This window comes from Acinetobacter sp. YH12063, assembly GCF_013419715.1.
Taxonomy (GTDB): domain Bacteria; phylum Pseudomonadota; class Gammaproteobacteria; order Pseudomonadales; family Moraxellaceae; genus Acinetobacter; species Acinetobacter amyesii.
In genome coordinates this window covers 249,612-275,795 of the sequence record NZ_VOZO01000002.1, presented here as the reverse complement: position 1 = coordinate 275,795, position 26,184 = coordinate 249,612, and the positions used below count along the sequence as shown (strand labels likewise).

The following is a 26,184-nucleotide window of genomic DNA, read 5'->3' as shown; positions in this document are numbered from 1 at the left end:
GTGGTTTAAAAATTTATTGAACACAAGATACGGGAAAATTCAGGGTATATCAATATTGACATTTTACTAAATGCTTTGAATATTTCTGGCAGAAATCCATCTCAAAAAATCCCTATTTTTTATCTTTGTTATATATGCCTTATCCGACAAGGGCATAGCATAGCAAACTCGAAAAAGAGTGCTTATAGATAACATTGTGGATAACTTCAGAAAGCCTAAAAAGTTGTGAATTAATCAGTCAGTTTTTATTCGATGAAAATGTATCCAAATTTATAATTGTTGGTATTGTGAGCAATAGGGCATGGAAATGATTGGTAAATACGGCTGCAAAAATGTAGCAGGTTAAAATTTATTACAAAATACGATATTGATGTATCAGTTTGGTGAATGCCATCTTGTTTACAATGTAAACGTGTGTATATTGCAAACTATGTTTAAGCGTATCTATCGGATTTCAAATAGGATACGCCCAATCAAATAAGGGGCAATCAATGAGCCAAGAAGAAAAGTTACCTAAAATTTTAATTGTTGAAGACGATGAGCGTCTTGCTCGTTTAACTCAAGAATACTTAATCCGTAACGGACTTGAAGTTGGGGTAGAACCAGACGGTAATCGTGCGATTCGCCGTATTATCGCTGAACAACCAGATATGGTATTACTCGACGTGATGCTTCCGGGTGCCGATGGTTTAACCATTTGTCGTGAAGTTCGTCCACACTACCATCAACCAATTTTAATGTTGACTGCACGTACCGAAGACATGGACCAAGTGTTGGGTCTAGAAATGGGTGCAGATGATTATGTTGCAAAACCTGTTCAACCTCGCGTTTTACTTGCGCGTATTCGTGCATTATTACGTCGTACAGACAAAGCACCAGAAGATGAAGTTGCACAGCGCATCGAATTTGATGATCTTGTAATTGATAATGGTGGTCGTTCTGTCACACTCAATAATGAGTTGGTTGACTTTACCAGTGCAGAATATGACCTTTTATGGTTGTTGGCATCTAATGCGGGTCGCATTCTTTCTCGTGAAGATATTTTTGAGCGTCTGCGTGGTATTGAATACGATGGTCAAGACCGTTCAATTGACGTGCGTATCTCGCGAATTCGTCCAAAAATTGGTGATGATCCAGAAAACCCGAAACGCATTAAGACCGTACGTAGTAAAGGTTATTTATTCGTAAAAGAAACCAACGGCATTTAATGTAAAATACCGTCCCTTAGTTTGGCAAAGTAGGACACTTTTACGTGTTTAAACACAGTATATTTTTGCGCGTTTATGCGGGGCTACTGATTTTAGTCTTTTTAGTCGCTACATTTGGCTATTTGCTGGTGCAAATCATAAACTACCAGCGCGCGCAAGAATATCGTGAATCGCTTACTGACGGTTTGGCTTTCATTATAAGTGAAGGTATTGCACGTCAGCCAAATGAACAACAAAAGTCAGATTGGGTGTCAGATGCATCTGATCTACTTGAGTTGCCTATTTATTATGTAAAAGCTAATCAGGTTGATTTAACCCGAGCGGAAACAAAACGTATAGAAGAGCGTAAAGCTGTAGTGCGTTGGGATGCACAAACGACGGCAGCCTATATTATTATTGGCTTAAAAGATGACCCTGCGCATCTGCTGTATATCAAAGCCGATAATATTTCAGAACGCCAAATGAAGGCGTTGCCTGTCTTTATACTGGATTATTTGGTTTATTACCCAGGTCAAGAAAAACAATATCTTGAAAAAATTCAGCATCATTTTTCATATCCAATTTCAATTCAAAATGTTCAGAGTTTACCTTTAGATTCTGAGCAAATCGGCCGATTACGCTTAGATCACAGCATTATTTTGTATCGTGACAGTGCGACGGAGCGCGGCACGACCATTTCGATTGTATCGCCAATTCCAAGTTCAACTTCAGAAGTCTTGGTCATGGGGCCGGTACCATTATTTAATTGGATGCCTTTCCAGTTGGCAGCCGGTATTACGCTACTAAGCTTATTTGTCTTGAGCTTGGGTGTTTATGGTCTATTGGTGCCGATGCAACGTAAGTTACGTGCTGTAAATTATGCGTTAAATAAAATGAAGGGCGGGGACTTATCTGTACGTCTGCCTGTCGAAAGTACCGATGAATTTGGTACCTTGGCATCGAGCTATAACTCAATGTCAGATCATATTGAACGTTTAATTGAAGCACAGCGTGAGTTGATGCGCGCGGTATCGCATGAACTGCGAACACCTGTGGCGCGGATTCGCTTTGGTGTAGAAATGATGGCGGATGAAGACGACTACGACTACCGTCAGCAGCAAGTTGAACAAATCGACAAAGATATCGAAGCTCTCAATACCTTGATTGATGAGATCATGACTTATGCCAAGCTCGAACAGGGCATGCCATCTTTAGAGTTTGAAGATGTCAGCTTGTTTGAAGTTTTAGATCAGGTCTTGATTGAAACCGAAGCCTTAAAGACAGGGAAAACCTTGGAATTGCAAGCACCACCGATTGGGGTGATTGTGGAAACCGAGCGTCGCTATTTACATCGCGTTGTACAAAACTTGGTGGGTAATGCAGTGCGTTATTGTGATGATAAAGTGCTGATCAGTGGTGGTGTGAATGATGAAGGCATGGCCTATATCTGTGTTGAAGATGATGGCCCCGGCATTCCAGAAGAAGATCGTAAGCGTATTTTTGATGCCTTTGCACGCTTAGATGATAGTCGTACCCGTGCTTCAGGGGGCTATGGTTTAGGTTTATCGATTGTTAGCCGTATTGCTTATTGGTTTGGTGGAACAGTTGGTATTGATGGAAGTCCAACATTGGGTGGGGCGCGTTTTACCATGACATGGCCTGCGACACGTTTTAAGAAGAATAAGCCGAAGCTAGATGGTAAAGAGCTTAGTGCCAATGAAAGCTAAACAGCCTAAGAAATCTAACTCAGCTGTATTTAGCGAGTGGTACATATAAAAAGCCATTCAATTTGAATGGCTTTTTTACATCAGGTTTTTATTTATTCGGTAATCGTTGCATCAGGTTCAATAATGGGTTTGCCATTTTTCAGAGCAGCAAGGGCATCTGCATTGAAATCGATGAGTAAAGAGTTGTTTTTAGCATCGATAGAATAATTGCTAATGAGTTTTTGGTCGCCGTTTAGAGTCTCAATTTTATATTCATCTACAATATTCATAATCCCGCTAAGGTTGGTGGTTGCAGAAGCTAAATCTTGACGTAATAACTCATAGATATCACGTAAATCAAAAATGGCATTTTGAGCATCAGGGTGCTTATCTAAGTAGTTTTTAATATGGTGAATCACCAATTGCGCAGATAGAAAATAATCAGGTTTATGCGTAAATTCTAAAGTCATTATTGTCTCTCCGTTGTGATTGCTTTTTGTGTTTTAACTACAAATATCACACTCTTTATAGGTCGTGTCAAAGAATTGCAAAAAAGCCACAAGAAGCTAAAAAAATGTCTTTTTACATAGAACCAATACAGCTCGGTTTTTATTTTAAGAACAGACCAAAATCAGAGGAGATGAATAAAGAAGTAACAAAGTTGAGGTGGGGGAGTATTTATTTAATAAATGACACAGTTGATAAAAATGCGGCAAATTTGCTGTGTATGTTGAGAAATGAGGGGGTTTGTTTATAAAACTGAACAGTCATAATTTTCTGATAAAATCACATAAATGTAATAATTAATAAAAAAATACGATCTAATCTAATTAAGCGATTAATCCTAATTTTAAGGGAGTAAACCCAATTTAAATGCTGAAATGATTAAAAAATCATCCTAAAGACGAATACCGATAAGCTAGCAAGAAGCCTCCTCAATCGGGTACAATTGGCGGGATTAATTTTGTGTTTGGTGTATTTGAAGGCCAATACATACATTCTTTGTTAATAAATAGGCCTGCCAGGAGTTATCCCCGCATGAGTGCCATTACTCCATACGATTGGGCAATTATTGCCTTCGTGATCGGCGTTACATTCCTTTGCGTCTTTATGCTGACCGTCCCTTTACTCCTTGGGGGTAAATCATGGGGTCGTGCTAAGCAAGAGCAGTTTGAGTCAGGTGTAGTAGGTGCTGGTGGTGCACGTATTCGCTTGTCTGCGAAATTCTATTTAGTTGCAATTTTCTTCGTCGTGTTTGATATCGAAGCACTTTATCTATATGCATGGTCTACTTCTGTTCGTGAAGCAGGCTGGTTTGGTTTTACTACCGTGGTTATTTTTGTGGTCGATTTATTGATTGCTTTAATTTACGCGGTAAAAGTAGGTGCATTAGATTGGGCGCCTTCTGATAAGCGTAAAGCTGCAGGTAAAGCGTTGAAAATTGGTTCACCAAATATGGACATCGCAGAAATCACACGCTTTAACTCTATTGAAGAGTTGGTTATGGACCCTACAGGTCAAATTCCAGCGCAATCATCTGGTCGTGTGAAATCTAAGTCACCGACTGCATCATCTGACAAGGAGTAAGACGGGATGAAATATACATTAACCCGTGCGAATCCGGATGCTGATCAATATCCACTTCAAGAGCGTCAAATCGTTACCGATCCGCTTGAAGAAGAAGTGAATAAAAATGTGTTCATGACTCGTTTAGAGGATGTTGCACATACAGCAGTAAACTGGGGTCGTAAAAACTCAGTTTGGCCGTTTAACTTTGGTACATCTTGCTGCTACGTAGAGTATGCAACGACTTTAACAGGCGTGCATGACTTGTCACGTTTCGGTGCCGAGGTTATTCGTGCTTCACCACGTCAGGCTGACTTGATGATTGTTGCAGGTACATGCTTCATGAAAATGGCGCCTGTAATTCAACGTTTGTACGAGCAAATGCTTGAGCCTAAATGGGTAATCTCAATGGGCGCATGTGCAAACTCTGGTGGTATGTACGACATTTATTCAGTTGTACAAGGTGTGGATAAAATCATCCCTGTCGATGTGTATATCCCGGGTTGCCCACCACGTCCTGAAGCTTTAATTCAGGCATTGATGTTATTGCAAGACCAGATTCAACTTGAGCGCCGTCCTTTATCGGCCGTGATTGGTGATGATCTTAAGCCAGTGTATAAGCCAAAGATGATGCCAGAACGTGACCGTAAGAACGCACAGCGTATTGCAGTGAAAAACTTACGCTCAATGGATGAAATTAAATAATCACTGCGACGAAATATTGATACACCCGGACTGGGTGTAATTGTCGTTTTGATTGACTGAATTTGTATTAAATAGGAAGCCAAGCCAATGGCTGAAACTGACATTGCTATGCCAGAATCAACTCCAGTTGATTCCCGCCCTGCATTTGCAATTGTAGAAGAGCTCAAAACCAAATTTGGTGAGAACTTCTACGTGCAAACGACTTTTGAAGACTTTCCAACAGTCTGGGTTGAGCGCGCACGTGTACAAGAAGTTTTAATGTTCTTGCGTACGGTGTCACGTCCATACGTGATGCTGTTTGACTTGTCTGCGGTTGATGAGCGTTTACGTACACACCGCGATGGTCTGCCTGCATCTGACTTCACTGTGTTCTATCACTTGTTATCGTTAGAGCGTAACAGTGATATTCGTATCAAGGTTGCATTAGCTGAGAATGATGTAAACATTCCAACGGCAACCAATATTTGGCCGAATGCCAACTGGTACGAGCGTGAAGCTTACGACATGTTTGGTATCAACTTCGAAGGGCATCCAATGCTCCGTCGTATCTTGTTGCCAACATATTGGGAAGGTCACCCGTTACGTAAAGAATATTCTGCACGTGCGACTGAATACACGCCTTATCGCCAAAACCAAGCGAAACAGGATTACGAACAAGAACATCTTCGTTTCGTACCTGAAGATTGGGGTATGAAGCGTGGGAACGATGATGAAGACTTCATGTTCCTAAACTTGGGTCCTAACCATCCATCTGCGCACGGTGCCTTCCGTGTGATCTTGCAGTTGGACGGTGAAGAAGTGAAAGACTGTGTTCCTGACATCGGCTATCACCACCGTGGTGTGGAAAAAATGGCTGAGCGTCAAACATGGCACTCATTCATTCCGTATACAGACCGTGTTGACTACTTAGGTGGTTGTGCGCAAAACATGCCTTACGTTCTTGGCGTAGAGCAAATGGCAGGGATTACGGTTCCTGATCGTGCACAATGTATCCGTGTCATGATGTCTGAATTGTTCCGTATCAATAACCACTTGTTGTTCATTGGTACTGCGATTCAGGATGCCGGCGGTATGACCCCAGTATTCTATATGTTCGCTGACCGTCAAAAAATTTATGACGCGATCGAAGCGATCACGGGTTACCGTATGCACCCAGCATGGTTCCGTATCGGTGGTACAGCGCACGACTTGCCAAACAACTGGCAGCACCTCATTCGCGAAATCCTCGATTGGATGCCGAAGCGTATGAACGAGTACTACACTGCAGCACTGAAAAACTCAGTGTTTATCGGTCGTACACGTAACGTTGCTCAGTACGATGCAAAATCAGCATTGGCTTGGGGTGTAACGGGTACTGGTCTACGGGCTACAGGTATTGATTTCGACGTTCGTAAATACCGTCCTTATAGCGGCTACGAAAACTACGACTTCGATGTGCCTTTAGAGTACGAAGGCGATGCTTATGCACGTGTTCTTGTTCACTTCCGTGAAATTGAAGAATCACTGAAAATCATCAAACAATGTTTAGACAACATGCCTTCTGGTGCATACAAAGCAGACCATCCATTGGCTGTTCCACCACCAAAAGATAAAACTTTACAAGACATCGAAACATTGATTACGCACTTCTTGAGCGTGTCATGGGGTCCTGTAATGCCAGCAGGCGAAAGCTCTGTAATGGCGGAAGTGGTAAAAGGTGCGTCGAACTACTACTTGACTTCAGACAAGTCAACGATGAGTTACCGTACACGTATCCGTACACCAACCTTCACGCACTTACAGCAAATGCCTTCTGTGATTAACGGCAGCTTAATGTCTGACTTAATCATTTATTTAGCGACAATTGACGTCGTAATGGCTGACGTGGATCGCTAAGGGGTAATCGCATTATGATGATTTTGACTGACAAAAAACCACGTGTGAACGTTGAAGGGATTTTAACAGCGGAAGAAATCCACGATATCGAACATCACATTGGTCACTATCCGTACCCACGCGCAGCATGTCTTGATGCGCTGAAGTGTGTACAACGCCGTAATGGCTGGGTAGATGATGCACAGATGAATGCTATTGCTCAATTGCTTAGCATGAGCCTTGCAGACTTAGAAGGTGTTGCTACTTTCTATAACCGTATTTACCGTCAACCAGTTGGTCGCCACGTAATTTTATTATGTGACTCGATTGCTTGTTTCTTGATGGGCGCGGAAACACTTGCTGAAGCATTCCAGCGTGAATTAGGCATTTCATTTGGTCAAACGACTGCAGATGGTCGCTTTACTTTATTGCCAATTTGCTGCCTAGGTAACTGTGACAAAGGTCCGACGTTAATGATTGACGAAGACACTCACGGTCTAGTTGAAGTGACTTCAATTAAACAGTTATTGGAGAAGTATGTATGAATACTGAACCAAAACCAATTTATGGCGACGGTAACCCAGAAACTCACCCATTAACTTGGCGTTTGAGCAAACAGGAACACGTACGCAGTGCAGATGCTTACGAAGCACTTGAAGGTTATGCTGGCTTTAAGAAAGCTGTTGGCATGCAACCGAAAGAAGTGCTTGAAGTAATCAAAGCTGCGACTGTAAAAGGTCGTGGTGGTGCGGGCTTCCCAGCAGGGATCAAATGGTCGCTTATGGCGCCAAATGATAACTCAGGCCCTCGTTACCTCATCTGTAATGCCGATGAAATGGAACCAGGTACCTTTAAAGACCGTCTGTTGATGGAAAAACTTCCTCATCAGTTGATTGAAGGTATGTTGATTGCTGCTTATACATTAGAAGCAACACAGGGTTATATCTTCATCCGTGGTGAATACATCGAAGCGGCTCAATACTTAAATGAAGCATTGGACCAAATTCGTGCCAAAGGCTACTTGGGTGAAAACATCCTAGGTACAGGTTGGAACTTTGAGTTACACGTGCATACCGGTGCGGGTCGTTATATCTGTGGTGAAGAAACTGCATTGATTAACTCGCTTGAAGGTCGCCGTGCGAACCCTCGTACTAAACCGCCATTCCCACAAGTTGCAGGTGCTTGGGGTCGTCCTACGATTGTTAACAACGTAGAGACTTACAACAACTTACCCGCAATTATGCTTCGTGGCCCTGAATGGTATATCGGTTTATCTGAAGGTAAGTCGAAAGATCCAGGTACTAAAATCTACGGTGCATCAGGTAAGGTAACTTTCCCAGGTCTTTGGGAACTTCCATTTGGTACAACTGCGCGTGAAGTGATTGAAGATCATGCCGGTGGTATGCGTGATGGTTTAAAACTCAAAGCATGGTTACCGGGTGGTGCTTCTACAGACTTCCTTGCTGCTGAACACATTGACCTTCCTATGGATGCTGAAAGCATCATGAAAGCAGGTTCACGTTTAGGTACGTGTTTGCTCATGGTGGTTGATGAAACTCAGTGTATGGTTTCTGCGACACGTAACTTAGAAGAATTCTTTGCGCGTGAATCTTGCGGTTGGTGTACACCATGCCGTGATGGCTTACCTTGGGCGGTTAAAGCGCTTAAAGCCTTGGAAGATGGCACAGGTAAGAAAGAAGATATCGATCACTTACAAGAACTTACTCGTAAGCTTTGGATTGGTAAAACTTTCTGTGCGCATGCTCCAGGTGCGATGGAACCGTTAATGGGCGCACTCAAACATTTCCGTGGCGAGTTTGAAGCTAAAGTCGTAAATGCGGCAGCTCAAACTAGCAACGTAGAACAAGCTTAAGGAATTCGACTATGGCTACAATTCATGTCGATGGAAAATCGTATGAAGTCAACGGCTCAGAGAACTTGCTACAAGCATGTCTTAGCCTTGGCATCGACATCCCATACTTTTGTTGGCATCCATCCTTAGGTTCTGTCGGTTCTTGCCGTCAATGTGCTGTGACTCAATACGCGAATCCTGAAGATACTCGCGGTCGTTTAGTTATGTCATGTATGACGCCTGCATCTGACAATACCTACATCTCGATTGAAGATAACGAAGCAAAGAATTTCCGTGCTTCTGTTGTTGAATTCTTGATGACCAACCACCCACACGACTGTCCAGTCTGTGAAGAGGGTGGTCACTGTCATTTACAAGATATGACTGTAATGACTCAGCATGACCGTCGTCGTTACCGCTTCACAAAACGTACGCATTACAACCAAGAGCTAGGCTCTTTCATTTCTCATGAAATGAACCGTTGTATCGCGTGCTACCGTTGTGTGCGTTACTACAAAGATTATGCAGGTGGTACGGACTTTGGTGTGTATGCAAACGCTTCGCGTGTTTACTTTGGTCGTCCAGAATCAGGTACTTTAGAATCTGAATTCTCTGGTAACTTGACTGAAGTGTGCCCAACAGGTGTATTCACAGATAAAACTCACTCTGAACGCTATAACCGTAAATGGGACATGCAGTATGCGCCAAGCGTATGCCAAGGCTGTTCTTCAGGTTGTAACATCTCTCCAGGTGAACGTTATGGCGAACTACGTCGTGTAGAAAACCGCTTTAACGGTGACGTGAACCAATACTTCCTTTGCGATAAAGGTCGTTTCGGTACAGGTTATGTGAACCGTGAAGATCGTCCACGTCAACCACAATTCCGTTCTGGTGCAAATGTAACTACAGTTTCTGTAGACCAAGCATTGGATACCGTAATTGAAAATATCCAAGGCAAAAAAGTATTGGGTATCGGTTCACCACGTGCGTCACTTGAATCAAACTTCGCGCTTCGCGAACTTGTAGGTCAAGACAACTTCTCAACGGGTATGTCTCAAAAAGAGCAAAAACTTGTTGAGCTTGCAGCTTCTATCATGCAAACCGAAGGTGTTTATAACCCAGGTATGCGTGAAATCGAAAGCTACGATGCTGTGTTGATTTTGGGTGAAGACTTAACTCAAACTGCACCACGTATGGCTCTATCTGTTCGCCAAGCTGCGAAAAATAAAGCCAAAGAAATGGCTGCAGAGCGCCGTACGCAAGAGTGGTTGGCTGAGCCTGTACAACGTATTGCTCAAGATGCCAAATCTCCGATTTACATCCTTGCTGCAACTCAAACACGTTTAGCTGATGTTGCAACAGGTGAAGTTGTTGCATCACCTAACGACATTGCACGTTTAGGTTTTGCGGTCGCTGCTGCTGTCAAAGGTGAAGTGATCTTAGGTTTGGATGACGATGCAAAAGCATTTGCACAAACCATTGCTGACACTTTAAAAGCTGCGAAAAAACCATTAATCATCTCTGGTACAAGCTTGCAAGACCCATCAATCATGGAAGCTGCTGCACAAGTTGCACAGAACCTTGGTAATGCGGGCTTAACATTGACTGTTCCTGAAGTGAACTCAATGGGCTTAGCGATCTTTGGTGGTCAAAGCTTAGAACAAGCATTTGCACAAGATTACGATACCGTGATCGTGGTGGAAAATGACCTTTATCGTCGTTTACCAGCCGCTCAGGTGAATGCTGCACTTTCTGGTAAAGAAGTGATTGTACTTGATCATTCTGAAACTGAAACTGTGAAGAAAGCCAACATCGTACTTTCTGCTGCTTCATTTGCTGAAGGTGACGGTACTGTTGTCTCTCAAGAAGGCCGTGCACAACGTTTCTACCAAGTGTATGACCCAAGCTACTATAAACCTGAACTTGCGATCAAAGAATCTTGGCGCTGGTTACATGCCATTGAAACTGGCGTGAAAGGCAAAGCCATTTCTTGGACACTTCTTGATGACGTGATCGAGTCAGTAGCGAAAAACGTTCCTGCACTTGAAGCGATTCAAGATGTCGCACCAGATGCTGGCTTCCGTGTACATGGTCTGAAAGTGGCACGTGAACCACGTCGTTACTCAGGTCGTACAGCGATGCGCGCACCACTTTCTATTCATGAACCAAAACAACCAGTCGATAAAGACTCTGCGTTGACGTTCTCTATGGAAGGTTATGTAGGTAACCAAACTCCAGCTTCACTTGTACCATTTGCTTGGTCTGCAGGTTGGAACTCTCCACAAGCTTGGAACAAATTCCAAGACAACGTGGGTGGTCATTTAAAAGGTGGTGATGCAGGCGTTCGTTTATTCGATCGTTTAGCGAAACGTCCAGCACGTACTTTCGTTGCACCTGCACCTGTTGCGGTTAATGGTGAAAGCTTCCGTCTTGTACCGATGCATCACATCTTCGCTTCTGGTGAATTTACAGTGAAAACACCTGCGATGGAATCACGTATTCCTGAAGCAATGTTTGCTGTGGGTGAGCAAGATGCAGTACGCTTAAATGTTCAAGATGGTCAACGTATCGCTGTGAAAGCAGGGGATGCAGAAATCATCCTTCCAGTTCAAGTGATTGAATACTTACCTACAGGTTATATCGGTTACCCAGTGGGTCTAGCACCTACAGTATCGCTTGCAGAACCTGTTTCAGTCGCGGTAGGAGTGTAATTCATGGAACAAGAATTAATCCGTCAAATGCCGCTGTGGGCTGAAAACTGGCCAATCGCCTATTCAGTTCTTCAAGCAATTGTGATCTTACTGGTTGTGGTATTGATTGCTGCGTTGATGTCTTTTATTGAACGTCGTTTACTCGGCTTGTGGCAAGACCGTTACGGTCCGAACCGTGTAGGTCCGGGCGGTATGTTCCAGATTGTTGCCGACATGCTGAAAATCATGTTCAAAGAAGACTGGACACCAAAATTTGCTGACAAATTGACTTTCCGTATGGCTCCAGCAGTTGCGATGGCAACTGCGGTGCTATCGTTCATGGTTATTCCTGTTTCACCTTATCTAGGTGTTTCAGACATGAGCATCGGTCTATTGTTCTTTATGGCAATGGCTGGTATTGCGGTATACGCAGTATTGTTCGGTGGTTGGTCATCAAATAACAAATACGCATTACTTGGTGGTTTACGTTCTGCTGCTCAAACCATTTCTTATGAAGTGTTCTTGGGTATTTCACTGATGGGTGTGGTTGCGATTGCAGGCTCATTCAACATGCGTGAAATTGTTGAAGCTCAACGTGATGTTTGGTTTGTTATTCCTCAGTTCTTAGGTTTCTTGATCTTCGTGGTTGCGGGTGTCGCGGTAACTCACCGTCATCCATTTGACCAACCAGAAGCAGAACAAGAATTGGCGGAAGGTTACCATGTTGAATACGGCGGTATGAAATGGGGTATGTTCTTCGTTGCGGAATACGTCAACGTTGTACTGATCTCGGCATTAATCGTGACTTTATTCTTCGGTGGTTGGTTAGCGCCTTTCAACCTAGATATTCCATTCATTCCAGCTGCGTTCTGGTTCATTATTAAAACAGCATTCTTTGTCATGATGTTTGTCTTGGCTCGTGGTTCTTTAATGCGTCCACGTTATGACCAAGTCATGAACTTTGGTTGGAAAATTTGCTTGCCATTGGCGTTGGTTAACCTTCTGGTAACTGGTGCTGTGATTCTGATGAATCAGGCCTAAGACAGCAGGGAGAATAAAATGTTTAAATTTCTAGCTGGATTTGGGTCAATTGTACGTTCGTTGTGGATGGTATTCTCACACGCGACACGTAAACGTGACACCATTTTATATCCAGAGGTTAAAGCGGAAGACATCGTACCACCACGTTTCCGTGGTCGTATCGTGTTAACGCGTGACCCTGATGGCGAAGAGCGCTGTGTAGCATGTAACCTTTGTGCGGTTGCATGTCCAGTCGGCTGTATTTCACTACAAAAAGCTGAAAAAGAAGATGGTCGTTGGTATCCGGAATTTTTCCGTATCAACTTCTCACGTTGTATTTTCTGCGGTATGTGTGAAGAAGCATGTCCTACAACTGCGATTCAAATGACACCTGACTTTGAGTTAGGTGAGTATGTTCGTCAGGACTTAGTTTATGAGAAAGAAAACCTTCTTATCTCAGGTCCTGGTAAATACCCAGACTATAACTTCTACCGCGTAACAGGTATGGCTGTTGCTGGTAAAGATAAAGGTCAGGCTCAACGCGAAAGCACACCAGTTGATGTACGGAGTCTATTACCATGATGTGGCCATTTTATTTGATGGCGCTTGTGGCCATCGTCTCTACCGTTCGTGTTGTAACTAACACGAACCCAGTACACGCTTTATTAAGCTTGATTATCTCTTTACTTGCAGTTGCAGGTATCTTCATGATCGTGGGTGCGCCGTTTGCCGGTGCTCTCGAAATTATCGTTTACGCTGGCGCAATCATGGTGCTATTCGTATTCGTCGTGATGATGCTGAATCTTGGTCAAAATACAGTTGAACAAGAAAGCAAATGGCTGACTTCTTCAGCGTGGGCATATCCTGCGTTGATGAGCTTCCTGATGGGTCTAATCCTTGTTTGGATGTTGAAGTCAGACTACACAACTGCTGGCACTGTCATGGGTGCTCAAGTTGTCGGTCCGAAAGAAGTGGGTACTTCACTCTTTACTCAGTACTTATTGCTGGTTGAAGTTGCTGCGATGTTATTGCTTGGCGCACTCGTCGCTGCATTCCATCTTGGCAAACGTGAGCCAGGTGCAGAAGAGGACAAAGAATAATGGGCAACATCCCTTTAGAACATGGTTTGATCGTTGCAACCATTCTTTTTGCACTGGGTTTTTACGGTGTGATGGTTCGACGCAACCTACTATTTATTTTAATGAGCCTTGAAATCATGATGAACGCTGCTGCTTTAGCGTTCGTTTTGGCAGGAAGCGCATGGGCACAGCCAGATGGTCAAGTGATGTTTATCTTGATCTTAACGCTTGCTGCAGCAGAGGCGTGTATCGGTCTTGCGATCGTCCTTCAGTTCTATCATCGCTTCCATCATCTGGATGTGGATGCTGCTAGTGAGATGCGCGGATGAGTTATTTATATTTAACAGTACTTTTCCCGCTAATTGGTTTTATCCTGTTGGCGGCAGGTCGTAAAAATCTTCCTGAATCAGTTGCTGCAATTATTGGTGCAGGTTCAGTTGGTCTTTCAGCTTTATTTGCATTAATTGCCGGTATCGATTTTGTTAATAATGGTTCAGTTGCAACAACTCAGCATCTTTGGACTTGGTTCAGTGCAGGTAACTTAGCACCGGGCTTCACGCTTCATTTAGATGGCTTATCATTATTGATGATGGGCATGATCACAGGTGTGGGTTTCTTAATTCACATCTTTGCAACATGGTACATGCGTGGCGAAGAAGACTTTGCACGTTTCTTCTCATACTTCAACCTATTCGTGGCAAGCATGCTGCTTTTAGTGTTGGGTGACAACTTAGCGTTGTTATTCCTCGGTTGGGAAGGTGTAGGTCTATGTTCATACCTATTAATTGGTTACTACTACCAAACACCTGCAAACGGTTTTGCTGCAATTAAAGCATTCACTGTGACACGTGTGGGTGACGTATTCTTACTGATTGCATTGTTCTTGATCTACCAACAATTCGGCACTTTAAACATTGCAGAAGTTGTGGCTGCTGCGCCAACAGTTTTGGCTCAGAGTTCTTCGATTGCAATTTGGACTGCATTGATGTTGTTCTTGGGTGCTGCAGGTAAATCTGCTCAGATCCCATTACAAACATGGTTGGCAGATGCGATGGCTGGTCCTACACCAGTATCTGCATTGATTCACGCAGCAACAATGGTAACAGCGGGTGTTTACCTATGTAGCCGTATGTTCAGCGTGTTTGAACAAGCGCCAGAAGTGATGATGTTCATCTCAATCACGGGTGCAGTGACATTGTTGGTAGCAGGCTTTGCTGCATTGGTACAAACAGACATCAAACGTATTCTTGCTTACTCAACTATGAGTCAGTTGGGGTATATGTTTATGGCTGTAGGTGCTGAAGCTTACCAAGCTGGTCTATTCCACATGCTGACTCACGCATTCTTCAAGGCATTATTATTCTTGTCTTCTGGTGCAGTGATTTTGGCTTACCATCATGAACAAAACATCTTCAAGATGGGTGGTCTATTCCATAAAAACAAATTCTTGTTTGCTTGTTTCGCGATTGGTGGCGGCGCATTGGCTGCGATTCCATTCATCACGATCGGCTTCTTCTCGAAAGATGCGATTCTTGGTGCGGTATGGGTGAAAGGTCAAGCGATTGCAGTTTATGACTGCTTGTACTGGACTGGTGTAGCAGGTGCGTTCTTAACTTCAATTTATACATTCCGTCTTATTTGGGTTGTATTCTTTGGTAAAGAAAACACGCCTTACCACGAAATCAAAGGTGTTACTTACTGGGGGCCATTGGCGATTCTTGCAGTGCTTTCAACTGGTTTAGCTTATGTCTTAAAAGCACCAGTAACGAATATTTTAAATGCTGCACAAATCCCAGCGTTTAATATTCCAGAAGCGCTAGAACATGGTATGCATAGCGCTGAATACACAGCTGTTGGTATTGCACTTGCAGGTCTTGTAGTCGGTGTTGTTTTATTTGCATTTGCTTATGGTGCAGTGAAATCGTTCGCGAAAACTTCACTGGGCGCGGGTCTTGCAAATATCTGTCGTAATGCACTTGGTTTCGATGCTTTGTACAACATTGTTTTCGTTAAGCCTTATTTGCTACTGGCTAAAATCTTTGGTCGTGATCCAATTGACGGCTTATGGCTTGTATTGCCTGCACTTGTTAAAGGCGGTAATAGCTTTACAAGTTCACGTCAAACAGGTTCATTGCGTGAATACGCATCTAGTATGGCATTCGGTACGTTTGCATTACTATTGATCCTGGTCGTGATTCAGGTCGTGGGGAAATAAAATGGAAACTCCAAACAATTTAATTCTACCCGCTCTGATCCTTATTCCGTTCATTGCAGGTTTTGTATGCTGGCTTGTCGATAAACTCGACAAGCACTTACCACGCTATATTGCCTTAATTGGTATGCTATTAACGTTGGTGTTAACCGTCGTTTTATGGCAAAGCGGTACTTATAACTACGAATTGGGTACACAAGCTCCACAGTGGGCTGCTCAATTTAACCTACCGTGGATTACCACTTTAGGGATTAACATTCACCTTGCGGTGGATGGTCTTTCACTGCTTATGGTAGGTTTAACTGCATTACTGGGTGTACTTGCGGTCGGCTGTTCATGGGGTGAGATTCAAAAGAACGTTGGTTTCTTCCACTTAAACCTACTGTGGTCTTTAGGTGGTGTGATCGGTGTATTCTTAGCGATTGACATGTTCCTATTCTTCTTCTTCTGGGAGATGATGCTGGTACCAATCTACTTCTTGATCGCACTTTGGGGTCATAAAGGGGCAGAAGGTAAGTCACGCGTTTACGCTGCAACTAAATTCTTTATCTATACTCAGGTTGCGGGTCTGATCATGTTGATCGGTATCTTGGGTCTAGTGGTTGTTGGCTTCCAACTTCACGGTCAAATCAGCTTTAACTATGACTTCTTGATGAGTGTTGCACACACTGTTGAGGCGAAAGCTCCAGCACTTGCGTATGCATTCATGATCTGTATGTTCATTGGTTTTGCGGTAAAACTTCCAGTTTTCCCATTACACGGTTGGTTACCAGATGCACATGCGCAAGCACCTACAGCGGGTTCTGTCGACCTTGCAGGTATCTTGATTAAAACTGCGGCTTATGGTCTTTTACGTTTCGTAATTCCATTCTTCCCAGTAGCATCTGCTCAGTTTGCTGACATCGCGATCATTCTTGGTCTAATCGGTATTTTCTACGGTGCATGGTGTGCATTCCAACAAACAGACATGAAACGTCTGCTTGCGTACACATCTATTTCGCACATGGGCTTCGTACTTCTTGCTTTGTATGCAGGTAACATCCTGACATTCCAAGGCTTGATGATTATGATGCTGGCTCACGGTCTATCTTCTGCTGCATTGTTCATTATGTGTGGTCAGGTTTACGAACGTCTGCATACACGTGACATGCGTTTGATGGGCGGTATTCGTGGTCAGTTCCAATACCTTTCATTCTTCTTAATGTTCTTTGTTGCGGCACTTGTAGGTATTCCGGGTCTAGGTAACTTCATCGGTGAATTCCTGATCTTGATGGGTTCTTATGACAAGTTCCCTGTGTATACAATCCTTGCTGCAGTAAGCTTAGTATTTGCCGGTCTTTACGGTTTAATCCTGATCCACAAAGCATTGTTTGGTACACCAAACGAAGAACAAAAACAGCATTACGCAAATCCGTTGAAAGACTTAAATGCGCGTGAAGTTGTGATTCTTTTAATCTGTGCTCTTGGTCTAGTATGGCTTGGTCTATTCCCACAAAGCTTCCTTGATATTTCAAATTCAAGCATGGCGTGGATTGCAAATAGCTATATTCCAGTTCAAGAAGTCGTTGATGTTGTGCAGCAGATTGCTGTACAACCTGAAAATGTGGAGATGCAATAAGCCATGGACTTCACAATGTCATTTTCTGAGCTTATGCCATTAGCTCCTGTGATGATCGTGGCTTTAACTGCGATCGTCGTGATGTTGCTAATTGCAATCAAGCGTAACCACAATTTAGTTGCAACGACTTCCGTTATCGGTCTGAACCTTGCAGCCTTTTATATTATTTTTGTTTTCGTTGCAGGGCAGTATGCACCTGCAAACGTAATGAATTTGTTCATCGTAGATCCATTTACGATGTTGTACCAATTCGTTATTTTGATTGCAGCACTTGCTTGCTGCACATTGTCACATGCGTATATCGAAACCTATAAAGATAACCGTGAAGAACTTTATATCTTGATGCTGTGCTCTGTAACAGGTGCATTGTTAATGGTTGCAAGTTCGCACTATGCGTCATTCTTTATCAGCCTTGAACTAATGTCGATTCCTGTATACGGCCTATTGGCTTATACACACCAACGTTCACAGTCCCTTGAAGCGGGTGTGAAATACTTGGTACTTTCAGCAACTGCTTCTGCGATGTTGTTGATGGGTATGGCTTATGTATATGCGTACACAGGTACAATGGCATTCGTTGCTGAACCAGGCAAAATGTTCACAACATTCAGCCAACCGGGTGTAGTCCTTGGTCTTGCACTGATTGTATTTGCTGTTGCATTTAAATTGTCTCTTGCGCCATTCCATAAATGGACACCGGACGTGTATGCAGGTGCGCCAGCGCCAATCGCGACATTCTTAGCGACTGTGGCTAAAGTGGCAATGATCGGTCTATTCGTTCGTTACTTCTTGGCTTCTGGTTTAATCCTTTCTGATAGCTTCATCACGATCGTGACCATCATTGCAGTATTGTCTATCCTTGCGGGTAACTTGCTAGCAGTACGTCAAGTGAACTTGAAACGTATCCTTGCATACTCTTCAATCGCTCACTTTGGTTACTTACTTGTTGCGATTGTGAGTGCACGTAATACTGACTTTGTTCAAGTACAAGGCTTTGCAACATTCAGCAGCGTCAACGTGTATGTGATTACTTATGTATTAACAACGATTGGTGCGTTCGGTGTTGTGACACTGATGTCTAGCCCTTACAACAACAAAGACGAAGCAGGTAGCCTTGCTGAGTACCGTGGTTTGTTCTGGCGTCGTCCAGTGTTGACTGCAACACTGACTGTCATGATGTTATCTCTTGCAGGTATCCCATTAACAGCTGGCTTTATTGGTAAGTTCCTTGTGATCAAAACAGCGGTTGCTGGTGGTTCATGGTTCTTAGCTGCGATGGTGATCCTTGGTTCAGGTATCGGTTTGTACTACTACCTACGTGTGATGATTGTGATGTACATGACTCCACCAGAAAACCCACGTATCGACGCTGTCGATCATTGGGGTCAAAAAGTGGGTGGTATTATGGTGCTTGGCGCAGCTGCACTTGTGTTGTTGATCGGTGTATATCCAGATCCAATCATTGCAGTATCTCAAGTGGCATACTTTGCGATCTCACCTGAATTACAACAGTTCATTTTTAGCTTAATTCAAAGTGGATTTAACTAATGAATTAAGCAATTAATTTGCTTATTACAAAAAAGCCTCCTGTAAAGGGGGCTTTTTTATTTTTATCATTTGTTAAATAGCTTTATAATGGTTGAAATTTTATCTTAACCTTTTAGGTGTTCTCCCGTGGCTATCCATGAAATCCGTCATCCGCTTATTCGACATAAACTCGGCTTACTTCGTCGTGCAGATATTAGTACTAAAAACTTCCGTGAGCTTGCTCAAGAAGTGACTATGCTTCTGACTTATGAAGCAACGAAAGATTTACCAATGGTCGATCATGAAATTGATGGTTGGAATGGTAAAGTAACTGTAGATCGTATTGCCGGTAAAAAAATAACAGTCGTACCGATTTTACGTGCAGGTATTGGTATGTTGGATGGTTTCTTAAACCTGATTCCAAGTGCGAAAGTATCTGTATTGGGTTTAGAGCGTGATGAAGAAACTTTAGAAGCGCGTACTTACTACAAAAAATTAGTACCAGACGTACAAAACCGTTTAGCGATGATTATTGACCCAATGCTTGCAACGGGTTCATCGCTCGTTGCTGCTATTGACGTTCTAAAAGCCAGTGGTTGTAAAGATATTCGTGTCATGGTGCTTGTTGCAGCTCCAGAAGGCATTAAACGTGTAAATGAAGCTCACCCAGATGTGATCATTTATACAGCATCTGTAGACCAAGGTTTAAATGAAAACGGTTATATCGTTCCTGGTCTTGGCGATGCAGGCGATAAAATTTTCGGTTCAGTTCAAAAAGACTAATTTTTGCATCATGAACAGAAAAGGGGCTTTTATAGCCTCTTTTTTATATACTAAAGACATTGGCATAAATGGAATAGGGTACTTTATGAAGTCCGAACAATATAAAGGTAAAGTGAAGCAGTACAATCCTGAAAAGGGCTTTGGCTTTCTTTCATGTGAAGAAGGTGATGTATTTTTCCATATCTCTGACTTTCCCGCAGATGGTGTCGAGCCAAAACGTAATGATCGTGTGAAATTTAATGTGGTGGAAAATGGTGATCGTTATAAGGCCATTAACATTGAGCGTGAAGAAGACAAATCTGCAAAAGCTAAAAAATCTAAAGTCGTGGCAAATAACCAGTCGATTACTTCAGCATTGCTTTCAAATTTGCGTAAATAATGTGATTTTAAGATTTCATGGAAATCATTGAAATCGAAAAGAGGTCTATAGGGCCTCTTTTTTTATTATCATAAGAGTATTAAAAGAAAAGATGAGAGACAATTTTTATGTTTAAAGAGGGGAAAATCAAAAGCTATAATGTTGAGCGCGGCTTTGGATTTATACAACAAGATCAAGCACAGGATTTATTTTTTCATATTCGTGATTTTCCTAGCCGACACATCGAACCACGTGTTGGAGAAAATCTCAAATACAGGATTGAAGCAGATCAAGGTAAATTTAAAGCTGTAAATATCATCCGTTTAGATTTGAAAAAAGAGCAGTCCACTCATGAACAGATAAATCCGTCATTTGAATCAATGCTAGATCGAGTAAACGATCAAGTTACTCCTCACGATATAGCCAAAGGCACAGTTTGGGGCAGTAAAATCATCAGTATTATTGGACTCATTGTGATTCTAGTTTTAGCTGTGGCCGTCTATAGTAAATATCAGCAGTACCAAGAACAGAAGCAACAACATTTACAACAGCTCATGCAAGAAAATGAAAACATCGTAAAAGAACAACGTAAAGCTCAGGGGGATTTACCCGATCGGGTGCTGTCTGAGCAAGGTGAAAAAAATCTATACGGAACCGCTTCAACGCAAGCTCAGTCTGTTGTTCAAGACACTGCGCAGGCACCTGCTTCAAGTGATTCGCCAAGGGCAGTAGAAAAAGCTCAGCTTAGTTGTGATGGACGACAGTATTGCAGTCAAATGCGCTCAAGAGATGAAGCTCAGTGGTTTATTAAGAATTGTCCAAACACGAAGATGGATGGTGATAATGACGGTATTGCTTGTGAGAATGATTCTAGGTGGTAATGGAAGCATTCACAAAAAAAGCGCCAGTAGGCGCTTTTTTATTTAGACAGATTTTTCACAAAATTGCATAAAGGCTTTGAGACCCGGTCCTTGGTATTTCTGACGATGTACCAACATGAATAATGGACGGGCAAGTTGCCAGAACGGCGTATCTAAAACCACCAATTGACCTTTTTCACGTAAAGGCTCAATCGCCAGTTTAGAAATACATGACATACCAAGACCACCCGCCACGATTTTTAAAATGGCTTCGTTATGACCTAAAGTTAAACGAATATTGGCATCTGGCAGGTCTTTTAAAATTGCGTTATCAAATACTTCACGTGTGCCTGACCCTTCTTCTCGTAAGATCCATTCTACGTTATCAAAGTCAGCTGCAGTGATTGCACGATCCAACTTCGCTAAGGGGTGCTCTGGTGAACAGCATACTGCAAGTTCATCGTCACGCCAGTGAATACATTGTAGCTGTGGCAGATGGCATGAACCTTCAATTAAGGCCAAATCCAACTGAAATTGGTTTACCGCTTCAATCATTTGGCGGGTATTGCCGACTTGAAGTTGTAAATGTGCTTGAGGCTGAATTTGTAAGAAATCTGCCATGAGGTCTGGCATCAAGTAGTCACTGATGGTTAGGGTCGCACCTAAACGCAGATCAATACTTTGTAGTTCGCCTTTGGCTGCTTGTTCAAAAGCTTCGCAGCGCCCTAAAATTTCCAAAGCTTGTGGCAATAAAAAACGACCCAAGTCATTCAATTGCAAGCGTTTACCAAGTCGGTCAAACAGTGGAGCACCGAGACCATCTTCGAGGTCTGCCAAAGCCATACTTGCTGCACTTTGAGTAAGTTTGACAGCATCACTGGCTTTGGTAACGGTACCTTCTTGAGCGACTGCTACAAAAACAGCCAACTGGCGTAAAGTCATGCGCATGAATCAGGCCTTAACATTTAAAAAATATTAATAAATTATGCTGTCATGCTAACATGAGCACAGTCTGTCACGCCACGTTCAAATCATGTCAATTGAAAAATTTAGCTTAGAAAAGGTTTTATCTGTACACCGTTGGACCAATACTTTGTTCAGTTTTACCATGACACGTCCTGCGCATTTTAAATTTACCGCTGGTCAGTTCGCACGAATTGGTTTGAAAGTGGGCGATGAATTGGTGGTTCGTGCCTATTCTGTGGTGTCGTCCCCCTTTGATGAAACTTTAGAGTTTTTCTCTATCGTCGTTCCTGATGGTGCGTTTACTTCAAATTTGCAGCATCTACAAGTGGGCGATGAGCTGTATTTAGAAAAAGTTCCATATGGTTTCCTTACCTTGGCGCGTTATCAGTTGCCATTGCCAAAGGACTTATGGCTGTTGGGAACAGGAACGGGTCTAGCACCATTTTTATCGATGCTACAAGACTTTGAAACGTGGTCTAAATACGAAAAAATTAATTTAGTCTACAGTGTGCGCACCGTATCAGAACTGGCTTATGTAGAGCGGATTCAAGAAATCGCTGAGACCTTTGGCGAAGGGCATACGGGTTTTAAATTTATACCTATTGTGACACGTGATCCAAATGCACTGCTGCATGATCGTTTACCAGTTTTAATTGAAAATGGCGAGTTAGAACAGGCGGCAGGCTTAGCGTTTAATGTGGAAACGACGCATGTCATGCTGTGTGGTAATCCACAAATGGTTGATGACACCAAGGCAGCATTAAAGGCGCGTGGTTTGACTATGAACCGTCGTGGTGAAGGCAATATTGCGGTAGAAAATTATTGGTAAGGTGCCATGAAAAAAGCTCATCGATGGATGAGCTTTTTTTATTTTTGAAAACTAAATACGTTTTGATGTTAATGCAGAATTTTATTTAAGAACTGCTGCGCTCGTTCACCACGAGGGGCATTAAAGAAATCATCTTTACTGCAGTCTTCCATAATTTTTCCTTGATCCATAAAGATCACACGGTCCGCAACCTGACGCGCAAAGCCCATCTCATGGGTTACACACATCATGGTCATACCTTCTTTGGCAAGACCCACCATTACATCAAGCACTTCGTTAATCATCTCTGGATCAAGTGCCGAAGTCGGCTCATCAAACAACATGGCAATCGGGTCCATACTGAGCGCACGTGCAATCGCAACACGTTGTTGTTGTCCACCTGATAACTGTGCAGGGAATTTAGCGGCATGCGCACTTAAACCCACACGATCTAAATAAGCCAAGCCTTTTTTCTTGGCTTCGGCTTCTGATCGGCCCAAGACTTTAACTTGCGCAATGGTCAGGTTTTCGGTAATGGATAAATGTGGAAACAGTTCAAAGTGTTGGAACACCATACCGACACGACTACGCAATTTATTTAAATCGGTTTTTGGGTCATTAATGGAAATACCGTCGACCAAAATCTTACCGGCCTGAAAAGGCTCAAGTCCATTGACGGTTTTAATGAGCGTTGATTTACCTGAACCCGAAGGTCCACACACCACAACCACTTCACCTTGTTTAATTTGAGTCGTGCAATCGGTGAGCACTTGAAAATCTTTATACCATTTACTGACATTTTGGAGGTCAATCATCGTTTTTTGATCGGTCATACACTTAACCTCCGTTGTAATTTTTTAACTGCATAGGTAGCGATCATACTAATAGTGAAATACACCAAACCGGCAAACAGAATGTATTGAGTTAACAATGACATGAGATCGCCTCGAACATAGTTGGTGCGGAAAAAGTCTAAGAGCCCGATGGCATAAACCATGGTTGAATCTTGGAACAGAATGATGGTTTGCTGTAAAAGCAGTGGCGTCATTTTGCGAAAGGACTGCGGCAAAATAATTAAGCGCATCGCTTGGCTATAGCTCATACCGAGGGCATAAGCTGCAGAAGTTTGACCTTTAGGAATCGATTGAATCCCGGCACGGACAATCTCTGAAAAGTAAGCGGCTTCAAATAGCATGAAGGCCACAATACTCGACACGAGGGCAGTATCAATCGTCAGATAGTTACCTGTAATCCCTGTGTAGATAAAGGGTACGGCAAAGTAGAACCACATCAGCACCAAGAGCAAAGGAATAGAACGAAAAAGGTTCACATAGCCTTTAGCAAAAATATTAAATACTTTAATCGAGGACAGGCGCATCAACGCCAATAAAGTCCCAATAAAGACACCACCAATGGTTGCCGTGATCACCACTTTTAGCGTGATGCTGAAACCATGCCATAGTGCAGGGCCAGACGCTTGGAGGTCTTGAATAAAAGAACTGAGCCATTCCATTATTTATCTCCTGCAATTAAGCCAGGAACGCGTAGGCGTTTTTCCAGAAAATTCATGAAACCAATTAAACAGATGTTGATCACGATGAAAATAATGGTGACGTAGGTATAAATTTCGATGGTGTTTTGCGTGTATTCACTGATGGTTTTCATCTGTGAAATGATTTCTGCAACACCGACCAAAGACGCGACTGAGGTGTTTTTGACACAGTTGGTCAACTCAGAGCTGAGGGGTGGCAAAATCGTGCGGAATGACTGCGGTAAGATCACATAGCGGTAAAGTTGAGCCGTGCTAAATCCCATGGCATAACCTGCATTGGTTTGCCCCAAAGGAAGCGCTTCAATACCTGTCCTGACTTGCTCACAGACCCGTGCAGCTGTAAATAGACCCAAGCCGACACTTGCAGAAATTAGGGCGGTCGTATTTGCCCCAAGGTCATTCATCCACCAGCTTTTAATCGCAGCAGGGAGGAAGTTAGGTACAACATAGAACCAAATAAACAGTTGAATCAATAAGGGTACATTTCGGAAAATAGTCACGTAGGCAGTACCAATACCTCGTGCTACAGGACTCGGTAGGGTACGCATAATACCCAAGATGCTGCCGAGCACCATCGCAATGCTCCATGCCACCAAAGCGATGACAAACAGCCAGCCGATTCCAATTAAAATCCAATTCAGGTAGGTCGAATCACCTACACCAGTAGATTGGAACAGCACACCCCAATTCCAGCTATAATTCATAGGAACTCCCTATAATGAGCTTAAGCCAAAATCCGTTTGGCTTAAGCATCTTTAGAATGTTTAGGGAAAGTTATTCGTCACGGTCATGTGGATTGCTAATCAATGCTTTTAATTGATCAGACATCGGGAAATTCAAATTGATATTTTTTGGTGGAATTGGCGTTTGGAACCATTTTTTATACATGTCATTGATTTCACCAGAGCTATAGGTCGCTTTGATTGCATCATCAACCACTTGTTTAAAGCCAATATCGCCTTTACGTAGCATACAACCATAAATTTCTTGAATCGGTGCTGTACCCACGATTTCCCATTTATTTGGATCTTTGGCTTTCGATTTTTCACCCGCCAGCAAAATATCATCCATCATAAATGCCGCTGCACGACCATTTTGTAGCATGAGGAAAGACTCAGCGTGGTCTTTGGCAGAAATGACTTCACCAATACCTAACTCTTTTTCATGTTGACGAATATAACGCTCAGATGTAGTTCCTGCCGTGGTGACTAATTTTTTACCTTTAAGGTCAGCGAAGTCTTTAATCCCAGAGTTTTTTGCAGTAAGTAAGCGTGAACCCACTTCAAAGAAACCTGTTGAGAAATCAACTTGTTGTTGGCGTTCTTTATTGTTGGTGGTTGAACCACACTCTAAGTCGACGGTGCCATTAGAAACTAATGGAATTCGGTTTTGGCTGGTCACTAAGTTATAACGGATTTTTAAATCGGGAAGATTTAATTGTTTTTTAACTGCTTCAACTACTTTTAATTGAAGATCGTGCGCATAACCCACAGGTTGATTTGGATTATCTGCGATATATGAAAATGGAATCGATGAATCGCGATAGCCTAAAACAATCGTGCCGGATTTTTTGATCTTATCTAAAGTCCCTGAGTCAGAAACAGCAGCTTCACTTCCTGCAGCTTTATCCGTTGTAGGTGCTTTATTGTCACTACATGCGCTAAGCCCTAAAGTGAGCGCACTTGCACAGAACAAAGTTGCTAAATGTTTTTTTGACGTCATCGTTAAAACTCCTTTTACCCTGATTTAATATCCACTTTTTATGATCTTGTTACGTATTTAGTTTTATTGCTCTGTTTTTAAGAATGTTTCAACAATAAAAAAGAGATCATTTTCTACAT

The 26,184-nt window shown here is 42.7% G+C and carries 25 protein-coding genes; 19 read left to right on the top strand and 6 right to left on the bottom strand.

The features are described 5' to 3' along the window. Nucleotides 1–491: 491 nt before the first annotated feature. Both bfmR and bfmS read left to right on the top strand, forming a co-directional pair. A complete protein-coding gene (bfmR, locus tag FTU12_RS04210) occupies nt 492–1,208 on the top strand; it encodes a response regulator transcription factor BfmR (protein WP_067764711.1) in 717 nt (238 codons plus the stop codon). A 44-nt stretch (nt 1,209–1,252) separates the two neighbouring features. Next, nucleotides 1,253–2,914 (top strand): sensor histidine kinase BfmS, encoded by a 1,662-nt coding sequence (gene bfmS / locus FTU12_RS04205; RefSeq protein ID WP_180039654.1) that lies wholly within the window; start codon nt 1,253–1,255, stop codon nt 2,912–2,914. Nucleotides 2,915–3,006: 92 nt separating this feature from the next. Here the strand turns inward: bfmS and FTU12_RS04200 are convergent, their stop codons facing one another. Next, complete coding sequence (locus FTU12_RS04200) at nt 3,007–3,363, bottom strand: hypothetical protein (protein ID WP_180009319.1); 357 nt, start codon at nt 3,361–3,363, stop codon at nt 3,007–3,009. A gap of 568 nt (nt 3,364–3,931) precedes the next feature. Here FTU12_RS04200 and ndhC point away from each other — a divergent pair. The 16 genes from ndhC (at nt 3,932) to FTU12_RS04120 (ending at nt 21,038) form a co-directional block, all read left to right on the top strand. Further along, nucleotides 3,932–4,480: an NADH-quinone oxidoreductase subunit A gene (gene ndhC / locus FTU12_RS04195; RefSeq protein WP_078191106.1), complete on the top strand. Its 549-nt coding sequence runs from the start codon at nt 3,932–3,934 to the stop codon at nt 4,478–4,480. Nucleotides 4,481–4,486: 6 nt separating this feature from the next. Then, complete coding sequence (locus FTU12_RS04190; RefSeq protein WP_078191105.1) at nt 4,487–5,164, top strand: NADH-quinone oxidoreductase subunit B family protein; 678 nt, start codon at nt 4,487–4,489, stop codon at nt 5,162–5,164. 87 nt (nt 5,165–5,251) lie between these two features. Next, nucleotides 5,252–7,039 (top strand): NADH-quinone oxidoreductase subunit C/D, encoded by a 1,788-nt coding sequence (gene nuoC, locus FTU12_RS04185; protein WP_078191104.1) that lies wholly within the window; start codon nt 5,252–5,254, stop codon nt 7,037–7,039. A 14-nt stretch (nt 7,040–7,053) separates the two neighbouring features. After that, nucleotides 7,054–7,563 (top strand): NADH-quinone oxidoreductase subunit NuoE, encoded by a 510-nt coding sequence (gene nuoE / locus FTU12_RS04180; RefSeq protein ID WP_078191103.1) that lies wholly within the window; start codon nt 7,054–7,056, stop codon nt 7,561–7,563. Next, entirely contained in the window at nt 7,560–8,891 is a 1,332-nt protein-coding gene (gene nuoF, locus FTU12_RS04175; RefSeq protein WP_180113806.1) for an NADH-quinone oxidoreductase subunit NuoF, read from the top strand. The genes nuoE and nuoF overlap by 4 nt, the downstream gene beginning before the upstream one ends. 11 nt (nt 8,892–8,902) lie before the next feature. Beyond that, a complete protein-coding gene (gene nuoG, locus FTU12_RS04170) occupies nt 8,903–11,581 on the top strand; it encodes an NADH-quinone oxidoreductase subunit NuoG (protein ID WP_180113805.1) in 2,679 nt (892 codons plus the stop codon). Between the two features lie 3 nt (nt 11,582–11,584). Further along, nucleotides 11,585–12,601 (top strand): NADH-quinone oxidoreductase subunit NuoH, encoded by a 1,017-nt coding sequence (gene nuoH / locus FTU12_RS04165; RefSeq protein ID WP_180113804.1) that lies wholly within the window; start codon nt 11,585–11,587, stop codon nt 12,599–12,601. An 18-nt stretch (nt 12,602–12,619) separates the two neighbouring features. After that, on the top strand, nt 12,620–13,162 hold the full coding sequence (gene nuoI, locus FTU12_RS04160) for an NADH-quinone oxidoreductase subunit NuoI (RefSeq protein ID WP_078191099.1): 543 nt from the start codon (nt 12,620–12,622) through the stop codon (nt 13,160–13,162). Next, entirely contained in the window at nt 13,162–13,680 is a 519-nt protein-coding gene (nuoJ, locus tag FTU12_RS04155) for an NADH-quinone oxidoreductase subunit J (protein ID WP_171262661.1), read from the top strand. The genes nuoI and nuoJ overlap by 1 nt, the downstream gene beginning before the upstream one ends. Next, on the top strand, nt 13,680–13,988 hold the full coding sequence (gene nuoK, locus FTU12_RS04150; protein WP_067665227.1) for an NADH-quinone oxidoreductase subunit NuoK: 309 nt from the start codon (nt 13,680–13,682) through the stop codon (nt 13,986–13,988). Before nuoJ ends, nuoK begins: the two co-directional genes overlap by 1 nt. Then, on the top strand, nt 13,985–15,874 hold the full coding sequence (gene nuoL / locus FTU12_RS04145) for an NADH-quinone oxidoreductase subunit L (protein WP_180059312.1): 1,890 nt from the start codon (nt 13,985–13,987) through the stop codon (nt 15,872–15,874). The genes nuoK and nuoL overlap by 4 nt, the downstream gene beginning before the upstream one ends. A 1-nt stretch (nt 15,875) precedes the next feature. Further along, nucleotides 15,876–17,489 (top strand): NADH-quinone oxidoreductase subunit M, encoded by a 1,614-nt coding sequence (gene nuoM, locus FTU12_RS04140; protein ID WP_078192291.1) that lies wholly within the window; start codon nt 15,876–15,878, stop codon nt 17,487–17,489. Between the two features lie 3 nt (nt 17,490–17,492). Then, on the top strand, nt 17,493–19,037 hold the full coding sequence (nuoN, locus tag FTU12_RS04135; protein WP_078191095.1) for an NADH-quinone oxidoreductase subunit NuoN: 1,545 nt from the start codon (nt 17,493–17,495) through the stop codon (nt 19,035–19,037). A 126-nt stretch (nt 19,038–19,163) separates the two neighbouring features. Next, nucleotides 19,164–19,799 carry a uracil phosphoribosyltransferase gene (upp, locus tag FTU12_RS04130; protein WP_078192289.1) on the top strand — a complete coding sequence of 212 codons (636 nt, stop codon included), beginning with the start codon at nt 19,164–19,166 and terminating at the stop codon, nt 19,797–19,799. Between the two features lie 85 nt (nt 19,800–19,884). Continuing rightward, nucleotides 19,885–20,178, top strand: coding sequence for a cold shock domain-containing protein (locus tag FTU12_RS04125; RefSeq protein WP_168378567.1), 294 nt, complete (start codon nt 19,885–19,887; stop codon nt 20,176–20,178). Nucleotides 20,179–20,285: 107 nt separating this feature from the next. After that, nucleotides 20,286–21,038 carry an excalibur calcium-binding domain-containing protein gene (locus tag FTU12_RS04120; RefSeq protein ID WP_180113803.1) on the top strand — a complete coding sequence of 251 codons (753 nt, stop codon included), beginning with the start codon at nt 20,286–20,288 and terminating at the stop codon, nt 21,036–21,038. Between the two features lie 42 nt (nt 21,039–21,080). On the opposite strand, the gene gigC is transcribed toward FTU12_RS04120, so the two are convergent. Then, a complete protein-coding gene (gene gigC / locus FTU12_RS04115; RefSeq protein ID WP_180021333.1) occupies nt 21,081–21,965 on the bottom strand; it encodes a LysR family transcriptional regulator GigC in 885 nt (294 codons plus the stop codon). Between the two features lie 85 nt (nt 21,966–22,050). On the opposite strand from gigC, the gene FTU12_RS04110 reads away from it, so the two are divergent. Continuing rightward, nucleotides 22,051–22,812: a ferredoxin--NADP reductase gene (locus tag FTU12_RS04110; RefSeq protein WP_180064027.1), complete on the top strand. Its 762-nt coding sequence runs from the start codon at nt 22,051–22,053 to the stop codon at nt 22,810–22,812. A gap of 68 nt (nt 22,813–22,880) precedes the next feature. Here FTU12_RS04110 and FTU12_RS04105 read toward each other — a convergent pair whose 3' ends face one another. From FTU12_RS04105 to FTU12_RS04090, 4 genes are all read right to left on the bottom strand, one after another. Next, on the bottom strand, nt 22,881–23,624 hold the full coding sequence (locus tag FTU12_RS04105; protein ID WP_373684134.1) for an amino acid ABC transporter ATP-binding protein: 744 nt from the start codon (nt 23,622–23,624) through the stop codon (nt 22,881–22,883). Next, nucleotides 23,621–24,304, bottom strand: a complete 684-nt coding sequence (locus FTU12_RS04100) for an ABC transporter permease subunit (protein WP_168378570.1) — start codon at nt 24,302–24,304, stop codon at nt 23,621–23,623. The genes FTU12_RS04105 and FTU12_RS04100 overlap by 4 nt, the downstream gene beginning before the upstream one ends. Then, nucleotides 24,304–25,047, bottom strand: a complete 744-nt coding sequence (locus FTU12_RS04095) for an amino acid ABC transporter permease (RefSeq protein WP_078191087.1) — start codon at nt 25,045–25,047, stop codon at nt 24,304–24,306. The genes FTU12_RS04100 and FTU12_RS04095 overlap by 1 nt, the downstream gene beginning before the upstream one ends. Nucleotides 25,048–25,117: 70 nt before the next feature. Beyond that, entirely contained in the window at nt 25,118–26,065 is a 948-nt protein-coding gene (locus FTU12_RS04090; RefSeq protein ID WP_180064028.1) for a transporter substrate-binding domain-containing protein, read from the bottom strand. Nucleotides 26,066–26,184: the final 119 nt, after the last annotated feature.

Bases quoted from the DNA above. Each gene is read 5' to 3' on its own strand.
- bfmR (WP_067764711.1), top strand. From the start codon at position 492: ATGAGCCAAGAAGAAAAGTTACCTAAAATTTTAATTGTTGAAGACGAT.
- FTU12_RS04200 (WP_180009319.1), bottom strand. From the start codon at position 3,363: ATGACTTTAGAATTTACGCATAAACCTGATTATTTTCTATCTGCGCAA.
- ndhC (WP_078191106.1), top strand. From the start codon at position 3,932: ATGAGTGCCATTACTCCATACGATTGGGCAATTATTGCCTTCGTGATC.
- FTU12_RS04190 (WP_078191105.1), top strand. From the start codon at position 4,487: ATGAAATATACATTAACCCGTGCGAATCCGGATGCTGATCAATATCCA.
- nuoC (WP_078191104.1), top strand. From the start codon at position 5,252: ATGGCTGAAACTGACATTGCTATGCCAGAATCAACTCCAGTTGATTCC.
- nuoE (WP_078191103.1), top strand. From the start codon at position 7,054: ATGATGATTTTGACTGACAAAAAACCACGTGTGAACGTTGAAGGGATT.
- nuoF (WP_180113806.1), top strand. From the start codon at position 7,560: ATGAATACTGAACCAAAACCAATTTATGGCGACGGTAACCCAGAAACT.
- nuoG (WP_180113805.1), top strand. From the start codon at position 8,903: ATGGCTACAATTCATGTCGATGGAAAATCGTATGAAGTCAACGGCTCA.
- nuoH (WP_180113804.1), top strand. From the start codon at position 11,585: ATGGAACAAGAATTAATCCGTCAAATGCCGCTGTGGGCTGAAAACTGG.
- nuoI (WP_078191099.1), top strand. From the start codon at position 12,620: ATGTTTAAATTTCTAGCTGGATTTGGGTCAATTGTACGTTCGTTGTGG.
- nuoJ (WP_171262661.1), top strand. From the start codon at position 13,162: ATGTGGCCATTTTATTTGATGGCGCTTGTGGCCATCGTCTCTACCGTT.
- nuoK (WP_067665227.1), top strand. From the start codon at position 13,680: ATGGGCAACATCCCTTTAGAACATGGTTTGATCGTTGCAACCATTCTT.
- nuoL (WP_180059312.1), top strand. From the start codon at position 13,985: ATGAGTTATTTATATTTAACAGTACTTTTCCCGCTAATTGGTTTTATC.
- nuoM (WP_078192291.1), top strand. From the start codon at position 15,876: ATGGAAACTCCAAACAATTTAATTCTACCCGCTCTGATCCTTATTCCG.
- nuoN (WP_078191095.1), top strand. From the start codon at position 17,493: ATGGACTTCACAATGTCATTTTCTGAGCTTATGCCATTAGCTCCTGTG.
- FTU12_RS04125 (WP_168378567.1), top strand. From the start codon at position 19,885: ATGAAGTCCGAACAATATAAAGGTAAAGTGAAGCAGTACAATCCTGAA.
- FTU12_RS04120 (WP_180113803.1), top strand. From the start codon at position 20,286: ATGTTTAAAGAGGGGAAAATCAAAAGCTATAATGTTGAGCGCGGCTTT.
- gigC (WP_180021333.1), bottom strand. From the start codon at position 21,965: ATGCGCATGACTTTACGCCAGTTGGCTGTTTTTGTAGCAGTCGCTCAA.
- FTU12_RS04110 (WP_180064027.1), top strand. From the start codon at position 22,051: ATGTCAATTGAAAAATTTAGCTTAGAAAAGGTTTTATCTGTACACCGT.
- FTU12_RS04105 (WP_373684134.1), bottom strand. From the start codon at position 23,624: ATGACCGATCAAAAAACGATGATTGACCTCCAAAATGTCAGTAAATGG.
- FTU12_RS04100 (WP_168378570.1), bottom strand. From the start codon at position 24,304: ATGGAATGGCTCAGTTCTTTTATTCAAGACCTCCAAGCGTCTGGCCCT.
- FTU12_RS04095 (WP_078191087.1), bottom strand. From the start codon at position 25,047: ATGAATTATAGCTGGAATTGGGGTGTGCTGTTCCAATCTACTGGTGTA.
- FTU12_RS04090 (WP_180064028.1), bottom strand. From the start codon at position 26,065: ATGACGTCAAAAAAACATTTAGCAACTTTGTTCTGTGCAAGTGCGCTC.